Consider the following 13,658-nt stretch of genomic DNA (forward strand, 5'->3'; position numbering starts at 1 on the left):
TCTGAAAGTCAATTCTTTCCCAAGGGGCCTCATTACTTATTTTTTTTTGCTCTTCTTTCTATAAGCTTCCCGCAACAAGCTGCAATAATTTGTTGAAATAATGTACCGATAATAACAGGTAACGTGGTTTGTGGCGGAAAATATAAAACAGCTAATGCAGCGCCAACCCCTATATTTCTCATACCTGAGTTATACATAATACTAATCGTTTCTGCTTCTCCTATTTTCGTAATCTTACCAATAAAAAACCCTAATACATAAGCAAAAAGAGCTAAACTCAAGACCGATAGTAAAATGAGGAGCAGATTCAAATTAAATTGTTTTAAATAGGGAGCAGCTACTGAACTATTAATAATAATTACAAACATAATACCAAATTTTGAAAAGGGGGCTAATGGTTTTACTAATGGTTCTACTTTTCCTTTTCTGAAGTAGTTAATCATCATCCCCAGCAAAGATGGAAATACGACCATATTTAACAATCCCCAGATTAACCCAAAGGTATCCATTTCTACTGCGAAACCAATAAAAATAGATAGAGTTAATGGTACTATAATCGGTGATAACAAAGTGTTTACTAGTATTATAGCTAAGCTTAAAGAGCGATTTCCACCATAAATAGTAACCCACATTAAGCTAATAACGCCCGTTGGGATAGCAAAAGCTAATACTAAACCCGTTACCGTAGCCATCTCTTCTCCAAATAAAGCCGTTCCAACTAAAAAGGCTAAGAATGGCATACAAACTTGTAAAATAAAAAGACTAAGAAAAAGCGCTAAAGGATGTCTAAAAACATGATATAACTCTTTCGGGTGAATACCTAAGCTACTGGTTAATGTTATAACAGCAAAGATATAAGGAACTAAAAAAACTAAAAATTCTACTCTTTCTGATAAAAAAACGCCGATCATAACACATATCGGCGTAATTATAGGAAGAAATTTTTCCAACCATTTGTTTAATCTCACTAACATTTTTTCAGCTTCTTTCCATAAGGTGTGAATAAATGAAGAAGTGTTTTATTTAATTACCTACCGTAAATAAGTGACAATAAATAAAAAGGAAAACTTATTCCTCATTATAATTGAAGTAAGATTAAATTTCTGCATTTAATTTAATTCATTTGCTCTTTGTACCTCTATAGCCGCTAAACAAAATGCACCAACACCATGTAAATCATTTTCACTCGTTTCTCTACCGATATAATAATCGTACTCACCCGCTGAGGTTCCTATGCATATTCCTGTTAACTCAACAGAGCCGTTTTCTCTTTCTTTAACAAAGTGATTGACTACTGCTTCAAACGCCATCGTAGCTAGAGATAAGTGTTTTTTATCAAACACCTGTAATCTTATTGATTTTGCTATCGCATAAATAAACAAACATGAAGCAGAGGATTCTAGCCAATTGTCAGACAAGGAGCCTTTATCGACAATTTGATACCATAGATGGCTTTTCGAATCTTGATAATGAATAATACGTTCTAATAAGCTTCTTAATGTTTCTTCTAAAGCTTTTCTATTTTCATCATCTTCTTGTAAATCTTCAATAATATCAATTAGAGCCATTGCATACCACCCTAATGACCGTCCCCAAATTTCTTTCGAACATTTAGTCTCAGGGTCTACCCATGGCATACTAGCTTTTTCATCATAGGCATGAAAATATAATCCTGTCTTACTATCATAAGTATTTTTTCGCATTAAACGTTCTTGAAGTAAAATTAAATCCACAAGTTCTGGTTCATTAAATGTTTGCCCATACTTCACTGAAAAAGGTCCAGCCATGTATAAACCATCTAACCAAGTTTGATAAGCATAATTGTCCTTATGCCAAAAACCGCCTTCTTCTGTCTTGTTTAGTGTGTTTAATAAATTTCTTAATTTAAATGCAGCTATTCTATATTTTTCTTCTCCTGTTTCCTTATATATCGGAAACAAAAGTAAACCAGCTTGAATCGCATCTAATTCATCTCTTCGGAAATAAAAGTTACCATTCTCATCAACCAAATCATCAACATACTTTTTCATATATTGAAAATAGCTTTGATTATTTGTTTTCTCATACACTCGATACATTCCATATAAAAAGACTCCTTGATGATAATGCCATCTGTTTCTTGGAGGTAATTCGATCGGTTCATATTGATTCATTAAACTTTCGCAAGCTTTCTCCGCCCATGTTACTGGGTTTATTGTGGAGGCATGAAGAGAACGTTCCATTAAAACCACTCCTTTAATTATTGTAGGTTCGGAAATACAAGTATTCTATTATTTAACCGCTTACATTATTAAGAAGAATCGATTTCCTTAAAATAATTTTAGCTTAACAAGCTAATCACAGCGATAATCATTTTGTTATATTTTTTATTGAGCACCATCATAGAGCCTATCTCTCAGTTAATGATTATCTTTATAAAGGTAGGTTTGTTTTTGAAGTTCTCTTCTTTCATTTAATAAATACATCCTAAAATTTTACAACTTGGACCTCTCGCATTCAATCATTTATTAATGTAAGGACAAGTAAAATCTCTAAATATCCATTGCCGCTCCATTATAATCCATAAAAATAAAATCTTGTTTTTCTATTTTTTTCTTTTTCTCTAATAAATCGAAAAGATGACAAGCTGTCTCATATGGATTAAGTGGTGCTTTTGTTCCACCCATATCTGTTTTCATCCAACCTGGATGAATCGAATAAACAAGTATATTCTCTTTTCTTAAATAAACGTTCAATTTCTCAGAAAACATATTAAGTGCCGCTTTTGATATTCCATAAGAATAATCTGGGCTATAAGAATGTGTTAAACTGCCGGCTTCTGATGAAATATTAATAATTTGTTGATTACTTCCAGCTCTTAAGGAATCTAAAAAAGCTTGAACGACTCTCATAGGTCCTACTGTATTGACATCTAATGATTTTAATACGGATTCAAAAGACAATTCTTCAATATTTTGATCACGTTCTAATAAGATTGCTGCATTGTTCATAATCACATCTAATGAAGAGAAATGCTGGTCAAATTCAAGCTTAGCATCAGAAACTGATTGATCATTCGATACGTCCATTTTAATCAAGGTAAGGTTGCTATTATGTTGTTGTATGCTTTCTAACTCTCCTTTCTGATTGAAATCTCTTAAGCTAGCAATAATTTCATGTCCTCTTTCTAAACCTACCTTTGCTAATTGAAGTCCTAAACCTCTGTTGGCTCCTGTAATTAAAATTCTCATTCTACACCCCATTATTTTTGATCATTTTCAAGAATCTCAATGAGTACTTTTAATTGCTTTACTGTATCTATATAAGAATATCTGCCTCCCTCATACTCTCCTTTTTGAATACACGGCATCTGATGTTCATTTAAAATATTGATTTTCTCCTTCATGCCATCAATGGTAAAAGCAATATGATGAACCCCTTCTCCTTTGGAATCTAAAAATTCACGCCAAGTACTTGGTTTTTCATCAGGCTCGATTAGTTCTAATTGTAGTGAACCCATATTAAAGAAAGCTAGTTTTGCACGAGCCTCACAAGGTTCCCCTTTATACTCTGCTTTCGATTTATCCCATTCATCTGTCCAAAAAATGTTTGGCTTATCGACACCAAAAAATTCCGCATAGGCCTCTGAGGTTTTTTCTATATCTTGTACAATTAATCCAATTTGCGAAACAACGTTTGTTCCTAAATAATTGTTAGACATCTCTTCCCTTCCTTCCATTTGTAAGGTTATTTTTGAACGCGCGTCCATAAGATCGAATATACCTACATCTGAATCATAGCATTGGCAACTTTCCTCCGCAATATATTTTCAGAAAAGTTAATCAATTAAGGATTTAACTCTGATTTAAAGCCTAAATCCTCTTCTGCATTTTTAATACTCCATGGTTTGGAAGGATGATTCGAAACACCATAATAAATACCAAATGGCTTGTTTACTTCAAAAGCTTTTTCGAATAGTTGAGCGGTATCTTTTTCAGTTAAAAGTGTATGCTTCCAGCGCTCTTGATCTGATTGTTTTTTTTCTGGTGAAGGCACAGAGCCTATTCTTAATAACAAAACAGATAAACCTTTTTCCTTTGAATAAATCCTTCCTAAATTCTCAGTAGCTAATTTTAACACTCCATATAAGCCTCTAGAATAAGGATAATCATTTACAGTAATTTCTCTTCCTAGCAATGAATGACCGTCTTTTTCATATTCGTCTGTTACATGATTACTACTCGCTACAATTACTTTTGGGATTTTCAATGAAACAGCTAAATCATAAAGCAGGTAAGAGCTTCTTAAATAAATATTCGTCATTCGATCGAAAGCCTCAATATCATCTAATGAACGATGGTTATCCGTCGCTAATAAGTTAACAAGAATATCTGTATCTTTTGGAATTTTAGTATGTAAATCCTTTTGATTGGTTGCATCGATTTTTATAAAATTTACCTGATTTTTACCTAGTTCTTGATCGGCAACATATAGCTTATATTTGGATTGCAGATGTTCCACTAAAACTTTTCCGATTGTGCCACTTCCACCGATAATCACAATTTTTTTCATATTTCCATTCAACTCCCTCTTACTATACTGTTATTTATCCTTTTAGCCTCTATTATCATTTGTCAAACCACCCTGGCTATTCTCAAAGTGCTGTCTTTATTTTTTATTTTTTGATACATTAGTGTATAGCTACTAGATTTTTTCGCATATGTAACGAAAGAATTTAATAAAATGCAGGTGAAAAAAATGAGTGTAACTATAAAAGATGTTGCCGAGAAAGCTGGGGTAAGCTATTCGACCGTTTCCAAGGCTCTTAGAAATAGTCCTTTAGTTAAAATGGACACAAAGGAGAAAATAATATCTGTTGCGCACGAACTTGGGTATCAGCCTAACGCCGCTGCAAGAAGGCTTGTATCTAAAAAATCTTTTACTATAGGTGTTGTTTGGCCAAGTGTCCAGCGTGTCGCATTATCAAAGTTAATTACTGAAATTAATAAAGAGCTCGAAAAAAGAAACTACACGATGCTTATTTCTATTCACGAAATCGAATCAGCCATATCTACTTTCCAGCAATTTCAAGTTGATGCGATATTAGTCTTTAATTATGACCATAATTTGTTAAAGGAAAAAATACAATCATCCACTATTCCTATTTTAAATTACGGTATCGATAAAGACCTACCACAAAGAACAATTGATGTAAGTAGGAAAAAAGCGATTCAAATCGCTGTACAGCATTTAGTAAAGCTTGGACATAAGCAGATAGCTTATATTGGTTCATCGCAAAAAGACGATCCTTTACAGGTGGAGAAAATGATTGGGTTTAAAGAGGAAATGCAGTTTTTCGAATTACCCATCCACACCCGGCTCATTCCATCAACTTTTGGTCTTGAATCAAAGGACGGATATTTAGCTACGAAAGCTTTGCTACAAGAAGAGGAGATTCCTACGGCCATCATTAGTGGAAGTTATGATTTAACTCGAGGGATAATGGAAGCGTTACAAGAATCAAATTTAACCATTCCGAAGGATATTTCATTAATTAGTTATGATCAAATTCCTGAGATGGAAAAAATTGACCCACCTATAACGACAGTGGGTGTTCCTCAATCGGAAATTTCTCTTAAAGTTGTCGATGCTCTCATTTCCTTAATCAATGAGCAATCGATTCATACTGATTTAGTTTTAGAGCCAACAATTGAACTTCGAAGTTCTACAAAAGCTTTTAAAAAATAGCGGTTATTTATGAGAGATTTATTATAAATCTCTCTTTTTCCATTCTCAATTCAACCCATCTTATTGATAACATAAGATTTTTTTTTGATGAAAACGTAACTATTAACCTCTTAATCTTGAATAAATAGTGAAGAATATACAAATATTTGTTTAACATCTTGACTTATGGGTATAATTCATTAATAATAATTATGTGTTTATAATTAATCTAATTAAGTTATTACTTAATTAACTATATTTTTAGGAGGATTTTAATATGTCACTTATCGGAAAAGAAGTACTACCATTTAAAGCACAAGCGTACAAAAACGGTGATTTCATCGAAGTTACAGAAGAAAACTTCAAAGGAAAATGGAGTGTTGTATGCTTTTACCCAGCTGATTTCACTTTCGTTTGTCCAACTGAGCTTGAAGATTTACAAAATCAATATGCTACTTTACAAGAACTTGGAGCAGAAGTATATTCCGTTTCAACCGATACACACTTTGTTCACAAAGGTTGGCATGATGCTTCTGAAAAAATCGGAAAAATTACGTATGCAATGATTGGTGATCCAACTCAAACGATTTCACGTAATTTCGAAGTCCTTAATGAAGAAAGTGGTTTAGCAGACCGTGGAACATTCATCATTGATCCTGATGGAGTTATTCAAACAGTTGAAATCAATGCAGACGGAATTGGCCGTGATGCTAGTAACTTAGTTTCAAAAATTAAAGCTGCACAATATGTGCGTAATAATCCAGGTGAAGTTTGTCCTGCAAAATGGGAAGAAGGATCTGAAACATTAAAACCAAGCCTAGATTTAGTTGGAAAAATTTAAGGAGTGTTAGCTAATGGCTCTTGACGCAGAGATTAAATCACAATTAAACCAATATATGCAATTATTGGAAAATGATATTGTCATTAAAGTGAATGCAGGAGATGATTCTGTTTCGACAGAAATGCTTCAATTATTAGATGAATTAAAAGCAATGTCTTCTAAAATCACAGTTGAAAATGCGGCTCTGTCAAGAACGCCAAGCTTCAGTGTAAATCGTGTTGGAGAGGACACCGGTGTAACTTTCGCCGGTGTCCCTTTAGGTCACGAATTTACATCTTTAGTGTTGGCATTACTTCAAGTAAGTGGCAGACCACCTAAAATTGATTCTTCAATCATTGAGCAAATCAAAGGAATTGATGGAGAGTTTCATTTTGAATCTTATATTAGCTTAACTTGCCATAATTGCCCTGATGTTGTTCAAGCATTGAACATAATGAGTGTGCTAAATCCTAATATTACTCATACGATGATTGACGGTGCTGCCTTTAAGTCTGAAGTAGAAGAAAAGAACGTCATGGCTGTACCTACAGTCTTTTTAAATGGAGAACCATTTGGTAGCGGACGCATGAGCTTAGAAGAAATGATTGCGAAAATGGGAGTTGGAGTAGATTCAGCAGAACTATCCAGTAAAGATCCATTCGATGTTCTTGTCGTAGGTGGAGGACCTGCAGGTTCAAGTGCAGCTATTTATGCTGCCCGTAAAGGAATTCGAACAGGAATTGTAGCTGAACGATTTGGTGGCCAAGTATTAGATACATTAAGTATTGAGAACTTTATTAGTGTTCCTAAAACGGAAGGTCCTAAATTAGCTGCTAATTTAGAGGAACACGTTAAAGACTATGATGTTGATATCATGAATTTACAAACCGCTAAACGTTTAGAAAAGAAAGATCTTTTCGAATTAACTCTTGAAAATGATGCAGTTTTAAAAGCAAAAACAGTGATTCTATCTACCGGAGCTCGTTGGAGAAACGTCGGGGTTCCTGGAGAGCAAGAACTTAAAAATAAAGGGGTCGCATATTGCCCTCACTGTGACGGTCCACTATTCGAAGGTAAGGATGTAGCTGTTATAGGTGGAGGAAATTCAGGTATAGAAGCAGCGATTGATTTAGCTGGAATTGTAAAGCATGTAACTGTTCTAGAATTTGCTCCAGAACTAAAAGCTGATAATGTCTTGCAAGATCGACTATTTAGCTTAGAAAATGTAACAGTCATTACTAACGCCCAAACCACTGAAATTACGGGAACAGACCATGTTACTGGAATTTCATATAAGGATCGCCAAACCAATGAAGAGCATCATGTTCCATTACAAGGAGTATTTGTTCAAATTGGACTTGTTCCTAATACGGAGTGGTTAGATGCTTCAGTTGAAAAGAATAGAATTGGTGAAATTATTGTAGATAAGCATGGTGCGACTAGCGTTCCTGGACTTTTTGCAGCAGGTGATTGTACAGATAGTGCTTATAATCAAATTATTATTTCAATGGGTTCTGGTGCTACAGCTTCACTAGGCGCATTCGACTACTTGATTCGTCATTAAAAGACTCTTATGCAACTCGTTTTATACCCTTAAAAAGCGAGTCTGATCATTCGATCAGACTCGCTTTTTTTTGAGGATTTTATTCTCTATATCTTAGTAAGCTCCATAAACTCCTCAATATCATTTTTGATGACATCCAAAGCTTCTTGCCAAAACTGAGGTTTTGTTAAATCGATTTGTAAATGATTTTTTGCAAGGTCTTCAACCGTCATTCTCGCTGTATCTTTAAGTAGATTAATATAGTGGTCTTCAAAGTCCGAACCAGCTACGATAGCACGCTTGTAAATCCCTAGGCTAAATAAGTATCCAAAGGTGTAAGGGAAATTATAAAATGGAACTCCTGTTATATGAAAGTGTAATTTTGATGCCCAAAAAGTTGGTGAGTAATCACTTAGAGCCTGACCAAATGCTTCTCTTTGAGCCTCTTCCATTAAATCATTAAGTTGTTCCGTAGATACTGTATTTGTTTTCCTTGCTTCATAGAAACGAGTTTCGAATAAAAAGCGAGCATGGATGTTCATAAAGAAGGCTATGCTTCTTGAAATTTTATTCTCTAATAGAGATATTTTTAAATCTTTATTACTCGCTTCCTTTACAAGTGCATCAGCTATTATATTCTCAGCAAACGTTGAAGCTGTTTCGGCGACATTCATGGCATACCTCTGGGCAAAAGGCTCCAATTCCTTCAAGCAATGACTATGATAAGCGTGACCGAGCTCATGAGCAAGAGTCATCACATTAGACATACTATTATCATAGGTCATAAATATTCTAGACTGTTCTTGCAATGGGAAATTCGTACAAAATCCACCTGGTCTTTTACCGGCACGATTCTCAGCCTCTATCCACCCATCTCTTAAAGCTCCTTCTGCAAAGGAAGCAAGCTTTGGACTAAACGATTGAAAATGCTTTATGATTAAGTCACAGGCTTCTTCATATGTAATTTCTGAATCACTATTATTCGGGAGAGGAGCAAATACATCATAAAAAGCAAGCTTCTCTATTCCTAATAAATGTGCTTTACGCTCCATAAATTTGTGGAGCATATCTTTGTTTTCCTCAATTGTAGACCACATCGTCGTAAGAGTATCTTTTTCCATCCGATTAATTAATAATGGTTCTTTTAATACATCTGACCAGCCTCTTGCTTCATAAAGGTTTAATCGAAATCCGGCTAAATGATTGATTGTTGTAGCAAATAAATCTGCTTTTTCTGACCAGACCTTCTCTGCTACATGAAATGCCTGCTTTCTCACTTCTCTGTTCACATCATCCATACGGTTTTGAATTTGCCCTGCCGAAAGTAAAGTGATTTTTCCATCTTCTTCAAATGGAAATTCTAATTGTCCTACTAATTGATTATAATAACTTCCCCATGCATGATATCCATCTACTGCTAACTTTGCAGCCAGCTTTTCTTCAGATAGAGATAATTTTTCCTTGATTTGTTCTCTACTCTCTTCTAACTTAAAAGAAATGTTTTTTACTTTTTCATGCTGGATAAATGTATTCCACTCGTCCTCTGTATAGAATGATAGCTTTTCTTCGATCATTGTCCAAGCCTCAGAAATCTGTGTAGATAATGACAAAATCGTCCCCTGCCATTGTCTTGCTTTTTTGTCATGCACATCAGCAGCACTTAAACAGCTAATAAATGCTGAAGCATGCCTTGATCGTTGCATTAAAGGCTGAATGTCTCTAATTAATTCGATAACATATTCAAAGGACTGATGATCTTGTTTGGCCCTAATAGTAAGCTCTTTAGTCCGATCAAACGTCTCTTGAACAAATTCCTCAAATTCCGCAGAATGACTGCCCCCTTTGAAGAAAATATCCAAATCCCAATTTATTGGATATGTCATAAAATCCCTCCTTTGACTTTTTTGTCTCTTCTTTATGCTAACATTAAATTCTCACTCTAGAAAATAGTACTATACTATTCATTTATGAAGAAAAAATGAATAGTTATGGAACCTCACCCTAAAAATAAAGCCCCGTACAGTAAAGCACCTACGATTACAAAGGCAGGATGAACCTTCCATTTTTCTAATAGTAATAAGCTAGCAATGGTCAAAAAAGCCATATGCCATATACCAGAGCTTTCAACCGAGGTAAAGAAAAATTCATAAGCCATTACTCCTAATAAGACAGCAACAGTAGGTCGAATAAAACCAGTCATTCTTTTGACTTTCGGTGAATTTTTAAACTTATACAGTAGCTTTAATAAAAAGACCATTGCTAATAAGGAAGGTGCAACACTAGCAAATAAAGCAACGGAAGCCCCTAGTGCGCCTCCAACTTCGTATCCGATATAACCAGCCATTTTTGTAACAATAGGCCCAGGTAAAGCATTTCCGATGGCTAATATCTCACCGAATCGCTCAGTGGACACCCACCCATAATTATGAACAACCTCTTCTTGAATTAAAGGAATCGTCGCTGGTCCTCCTCCATATCCAACAATTCCCGGAATAAAAAAAGCTAAGAAAATCTCCCAATATATCATATTACTCCCCCTGCTTCTCTTTTGGTACGGAAGTTACTGGTTTATCTCTTTTTAAAAGAGCGCATACTAACAAGACTGAGATTAAAATAGCAGGATGAATATTAAAGAATTGATAAAAAATTAAACTTAAAATAGTTAAAATAACCATCCAAGTAAAACCAAGTCCCTTATTGGCTTGCTTTAAAAATCCGTACGTTAAAGTTGCCAGCATGACACCAACTACAGGAGCTACTGCTTCTGTCATTCCTGCCACAACTCTAGAATCACGAAATTGACTTAGTACACCAATTAAAGCGATGATTAAAATAACAGTAGGCATAATCGTTGCCAATGTAGCATTTATTAGACCTACCCAACCTCCTACTTTATAACCGATATATCCGCTCATTTTTGTATTAATAGGTCCAGGTAAAGAATTTCCTAGTGCTAATATATCTCCAAATTCTTCATCGGTTAACCAGCGATAATGAGTAACTACTTCTTTATGCACAAGTGGTATGGTTGAAGGTCCTCCTCCATATCCAAGCATTCCTGAGCGAAAAAAAGCGATAAAAATATCTCTTTGTTTTCTCCAATCCATCTCAAACCCTCACTTTACATATGTAAATATATAATCCTTTTTTTATTTACTATGATTATAAAACAGGTTAAAATGATTTACAAACGGAATTTTTATTCGTAAAATTCTATCAGTAAGTAAGTTATCTACTTATCCTTACAATAAAAGGAGAAATCAATATGAAAATAGATGCTAACGATCGGAAAATACTTGAGTTATTAACTAAAAATGGGAGAATGTCTTATGTAGATATAGCCAAGGAATTAGGCTTGTCACGAGTAGCTATTCGAGAGCGAATTAATCAATTAATGAAAGAAGGAGTCATCGAAAAATTTAGTGTGGTCATTAATTCTGATAAAATCGGAAAAAAGGTTTCTGCTTTTTTTGAAGTAGATTGCGAGCCTACTTCCCTTGTCTCAGTAGCTGAAGAGCTAGCTGACAATCCTAAGGTGGCAAGCTGCTATCAAATGACTGGCCCGAGCACATTACATATGCATGTACTTGTCAATGATTTTGAGGAGCTCGAGAATTTTATCAATGAGGAACTATATAGCTTAGAAGGAATTACAAGAGTGGAAAGTCATATTCTTTTACGAAGATTTAAAAGTAGAACGGGTCTAAAACTATAAGGAAGTACTTTATTTTTAGTTATTGTTTAGATATGATGTCTAATTTCTCACCATACTCCAACAGCATTAAATAGGGGTCATCTCCTTTTAAATTTAATAGCTTGCAAAACGCCGGCTCTGTTTTTAAGCCTTTCTTTTTTAAATCGATGACTTCCTCTTTTAAAAATGGCCATTTTTCGATTAGACACCATTCAATGATCATATGTAAGTAGGCATTTTGTTCTTTGACAGCCTTATTTTGAGCAAATATCTCGATCATAAAACCATTGTAATAAAAGCTTACTGTCATGTAATCCCTGCCTTTATTTATTTTAAAGGTGTCAAGGTGACCATATAACTTTTTGACTTCAGATTCAAATATATGAAAAAGATGCACCTCAACGATAATATCCAAATCGGCATCCAGCAGGTCAATCCCAATAGGTATAGTTCCACAAAGGAGAGGAGTATAGTGTGCTAACTCCTCCATAATTCTGATTTGCTGTAGAGTAAGGTATGCCTTTCTTTGTTTAGCCGTTCCCTTTTTTAAATAATGAATCTCTTCAAACAAAGTTACACCCTCCTAGTTATTTTGAATACGCTCCATAACCCAAACTCTTAGTTTTTCTACATCGGAATCTTTAATAGTAGCCAAGCTATATCTTGCCCTACTATAATTTTCTTGTAAAATCGCCACCTCTTTATCCTCTTCATAATGAGACAATAAAATTTGGACCATTTCATTAGCTGTATAGCTATTTTTCCTTACAAATCCATTTTTCACTTCTTGATGAATAAAGAGTCTAAATAAATGACGAATCTTCTCTTGATTAGTAGAATAATCCTCTAATGAAGCTTGTTTTTTAAACTTAGAGACAAGCCAATCCCTTGACTTCTTTTGTAGCTCATCCGTGATTTTTTTAAAATTTATTAATTTTTCCTTTTCATCTATATAATCAGCTTCTTCTTCTTCCTTATTCCTTATAGACCATTTTTCGAGAGATTTTTTTAACCAATTAAATAATTTAGCAAGCTTTTTCCGCAACCCTTTTAGAATGAAAATTAGTATGAATACGAGCCCTCCTACTAATAAAATCATTCCAAAGTAATTCAGAATAGTCACCCAAAAGGAGCTTTGATTTTGTTCACTCTCACCTAGCATTTCTTCTAATTGATTAACAGGCATTTCAGGCTCTAAAGGAATATATTCCCCTTCGTTAGAGCCAATCGATTCTAAAATAAAACCTATTGCATTTCTTAGCATATTGAGTAACTCTGACAGATAACTTGCATTAGCCAACAAAGCAGCAAAAAGAATCGTTAAAAATATAAGGAAGCGATTTTGTCTTTTGGTTGCCATACCGATTATTGGTTTTTCTCGGTCGGAGAGTGTCGCCAGTTTAATATGTACATGGTTACTATAAAATAAGGTAAGACAAACATAAAAGAAACCAACTAGGTTAAGTGTCAATAAATCATTGACCAAAGATGAATGAAACCTAAAAACAAAGTAAAACAATACATAACCAACCATACCGTACCAAAGTAATTTAACGGGAATAATCTTGGCAAGTATTTCTCTACTATAATAAAAGCCCCGCAAGCATAAGCTCATAAGGAAAAGAAACAAAACGATTCCCCAAATAATAGGAGTGTTAACTAGATAAACGGGACCGATGGAAAGAATAATTGCTGAAATGACCGCAATCATTCGACTTCGATTGCTAAAAATGTCTCCTAGCCATATACAAACAACAAACATAAGATAAACAAATACAAGCCAAATTAAAAATAATGATTCTCCCACCGCTATTTTGCCTAAAAATAAAATGACGGGGAAAAAAATGAAATATTCTAGTAAGGCTAACAGCATTTTTTTGATAAACATAAGCGCC

At 34.4% G+C, this 13,658-nt stretch carries 14 protein-coding genes; 4 read left to right on the forward strand and 10 right to left on the reverse strand.

The window, feature by feature from the left end:
* Positions 1–32: 32 nt before the first annotated feature.
* The 5 genes from AZF04_RS18030 to AZF04_RS18050 form a co-directional block, all read right to left on the reverse strand.
* Positions 33–974 carry a bile acid:sodium symporter family protein gene (locus AZF04_RS18030; protein ID WP_061949961.1) on the reverse strand — a complete coding sequence of 314 codons (942 nt, stop codon included), beginning with the start codon at positions 972–974 and terminating at the stop codon, positions 33–35.
* A 135-nt stretch (positions 975–1,109) separates the two neighbouring features.
* Positions 1,110–2,222, reverse strand: coding sequence for a glycoside hydrolase family 88/105 protein (locus tag AZF04_RS18035; protein WP_061949962.1), 1,113 nt, complete (start codon positions 2,220–2,222; stop codon positions 1,110–1,112).
* Between the two features lie 309 nt (positions 2,223–2,531).
* Complete coding sequence (locus AZF04_RS18040) at positions 2,532–3,230, reverse strand: SDR family oxidoreductase (protein WP_061949963.1); 699 nt, start codon at positions 3,228–3,230, stop codon at positions 2,532–2,534.
* An 11-nt stretch (positions 3,231–3,241) separates the two neighbouring features.
* On the reverse strand, positions 3,242–3,700 hold the full coding sequence (locus tag AZF04_RS18045; protein WP_061949964.1) for a VOC family protein: 459 nt from the start codon (positions 3,698–3,700) through the stop codon (positions 3,242–3,244).
* A 125-nt stretch (positions 3,701–3,825) separates the two neighbouring features.
* Positions 3,826–4,551 (reverse strand): NAD-dependent epimerase/dehydratase family protein, encoded by a 726-nt coding sequence (locus AZF04_RS18050; protein WP_061949965.1) that lies wholly within the window; start codon positions 4,549–4,551, stop codon positions 3,826–3,828.
* Positions 4,552–4,737: 186 nt separating this feature from the next.
* Here AZF04_RS18050 and AZF04_RS18055 point away from each other — a divergent pair, with 186 nt between their 5' ends.
* The 3 genes from AZF04_RS18055 (at position 4,738) to ahpF (ending at position 8,090) form a co-directional block, all read left to right on the forward strand.
* Complete coding sequence (locus tag AZF04_RS18055) at positions 4,738–5,727, forward strand: LacI family DNA-binding transcriptional regulator (RefSeq protein ID WP_061949966.1); 990 nt, start codon at positions 4,738–4,740, stop codon at positions 5,725–5,727.
* 256 nt (positions 5,728–5,983) lie between these two features.
* Complete coding sequence (gene ahpC / locus AZF04_RS18060; RefSeq protein WP_045489268.1) at positions 5,984–6,547, forward strand: alkyl hydroperoxide reductase subunit C; 564 nt, start codon at positions 5,984–5,986, stop codon at positions 6,545–6,547.
* A gap of 13 nt (positions 6,548–6,560) precedes the next feature.
* Positions 6,561–8,090: an alkyl hydroperoxide reductase subunit F gene (gene ahpF, locus AZF04_RS18065; RefSeq protein ID WP_061949967.1), complete on the forward strand. Its 1,530-nt coding sequence runs from the start codon at positions 6,561–6,563 to the stop codon at positions 8,088–8,090.
* Positions 8,091–8,176: 86 nt separating this feature from the next.
* On the opposite strand, the gene AZF04_RS18070 is transcribed toward ahpF, so the two are convergent.
* The 3 genes from AZF04_RS18070 to AZF04_RS18080 all read right to left on the reverse strand — a co-directional run bounded on the left by AZF04_RS18070 (position 8,177) and on the right by AZF04_RS18080 (position 11,176).
* On the reverse strand, positions 8,177–9,952 hold the full coding sequence (locus AZF04_RS18070; protein ID WP_061949968.1) for a M3 family oligoendopeptidase: 1,776 nt from the start codon (positions 9,950–9,952) through the stop codon (positions 8,177–8,179).
* A gap of 113 nt (positions 9,953–10,065) precedes the next feature.
* Positions 10,066–10,596, reverse strand: a complete 531-nt coding sequence (locus AZF04_RS18075) for a chromate transporter (protein ID WP_061949969.1) — start codon at positions 10,594–10,596, stop codon at positions 10,066–10,068.
* A 1-nt stretch (position 10,597) separates the two neighbouring features.
* Positions 10,598–11,176, reverse strand: a complete 579-nt coding sequence (locus tag AZF04_RS18080) for a chromate transporter (RefSeq protein WP_061949970.1) — start codon at positions 11,174–11,176, stop codon at positions 10,598–10,600.
* A gap of 158 nt (positions 11,177–11,334) precedes the next feature.
* On the opposite strand from AZF04_RS18080, the gene AZF04_RS18085 reads away from it, so the two are divergent.
* Entirely contained in the window at positions 11,335–11,784 is a 450-nt protein-coding gene (locus tag AZF04_RS18085) for an Lrp/AsnC family transcriptional regulator (protein WP_045489253.1), read from the forward strand.
* A 19-nt stretch (positions 11,785–11,803) separates the two neighbouring features.
* Here the strand turns inward: AZF04_RS18085 and AZF04_RS18090 are convergent, their stop codons facing one another.
* The gene (locus tag AZF04_RS18090; RefSeq protein ID WP_061949971.1) at positions 11,804–12,334 is read right to left on the reverse strand and encodes a DUF4269 domain-containing protein; all 531 of its coding nucleotides are present in this window, start codon (positions 12,332–12,334) and stop codon (positions 11,804–11,806) included.
* A 12-nt stretch (positions 12,335–12,346) separates the two neighbouring features.
* Positions 12,347–13,651, reverse strand: coding sequence for a hypothetical protein (locus tag AZF04_RS18095; protein ID WP_061949972.1), 1,305 nt, complete (start codon positions 13,649–13,651; stop codon positions 12,347–12,349).
* Positions 13,652–13,658 lie beyond the last annotated feature (7 nt).

Origin of the sequence: Alkalihalobacillus trypoxylicola (assembly GCF_001590785.1) — a bacterium.
Taxonomy (GTDB): domain Bacteria; phylum Bacillota; class Bacilli; order Bacillales; family Bacillaceae_D; genus Alkalihalobacillus; species Alkalihalobacillus trypoxylicola.

What these genes read in the sequence shown, in the direction of transcription:
- AZF04_RS18085 (WP_045489253.1), top strand. Translation starts at nt 11,335, where the DNA reads ATGAAAATAGATGCTAACGATCGGAAAATACTTGAGTTATTAACTAAA.
- AZF04_RS18050 (WP_061949965.1), bottom strand. Translation starts at nt 4,551, where the DNA reads ATGAAAAAAATTGTGATTATCGGTGGAAGTGGCACAATCGGAAAAGTT.
- AZF04_RS18045 (WP_061949964.1), bottom strand. Translation starts at nt 3,700, where the DNA reads ATGTCTAACAATTATTTAGGAACAAACGTTGTTTCGCAAATTGGATTA.
- ahpF (WP_061949967.1), top strand. Translation starts at nt 6,561, where the DNA reads ATGGCTCTTGACGCAGAGATTAAATCACAATTAAACCAATATATGCAA.
- AZF04_RS18070 (WP_061949968.1), bottom strand. Translation starts at nt 9,952, where the DNA reads ATGACATATCCAATAAATTGGGATTTGGATATTTTCTTCAAAGGGGGC.
- AZF04_RS18055 (WP_061949966.1), top strand. Translation starts at nt 4,738, where the DNA reads ATGAGTGTAACTATAAAAGATGTTGCCGAGAAAGCTGGGGTAAGCTAT.
- AZF04_RS18080 (WP_061949970.1), bottom strand. Translation starts at nt 11,176, where the DNA reads ATGGATTGGAGAAAACAAAGAGATATTTTTATCGCTTTTTTTCGCTCA.
- AZF04_RS18095 (WP_061949972.1), bottom strand. Translation starts at nt 13,651, where the DNA reads ATGTTTATCAAAAAAATGCTGTTAGCCTTACTAGAATATTTCATTTTT.
- ahpC (WP_045489268.1), top strand. Translation starts at nt 5,984, where the DNA reads ATGTCACTTATCGGAAAAGAAGTACTACCATTTAAAGCACAAGCGTAC.
- AZF04_RS18075 (WP_061949969.1), bottom strand. Translation starts at nt 10,596, where the DNA reads ATGATATATTGGGAGATTTTCTTAGCTTTTTTTATTCCGGGAATTGTT.
- AZF04_RS18030 (WP_061949961.1), bottom strand. Translation starts at nt 974, where the DNA reads ATGTTAGTGAGATTAAACAAATGGTTGGAAAAATTTCTTCCTATAATT.
- AZF04_RS18040 (WP_061949963.1), bottom strand. Translation starts at nt 3,230, where the DNA reads ATGAGAATTTTAATTACAGGAGCCAACAGAGGTTTAGGACTTCAATTA.
- AZF04_RS18035 (WP_061949962.1), bottom strand. Translation starts at nt 2,222, where the DNA reads ATGGAACGTTCTCTTCATGCCTCCACAATAAACCCAGTAACATGGGCG.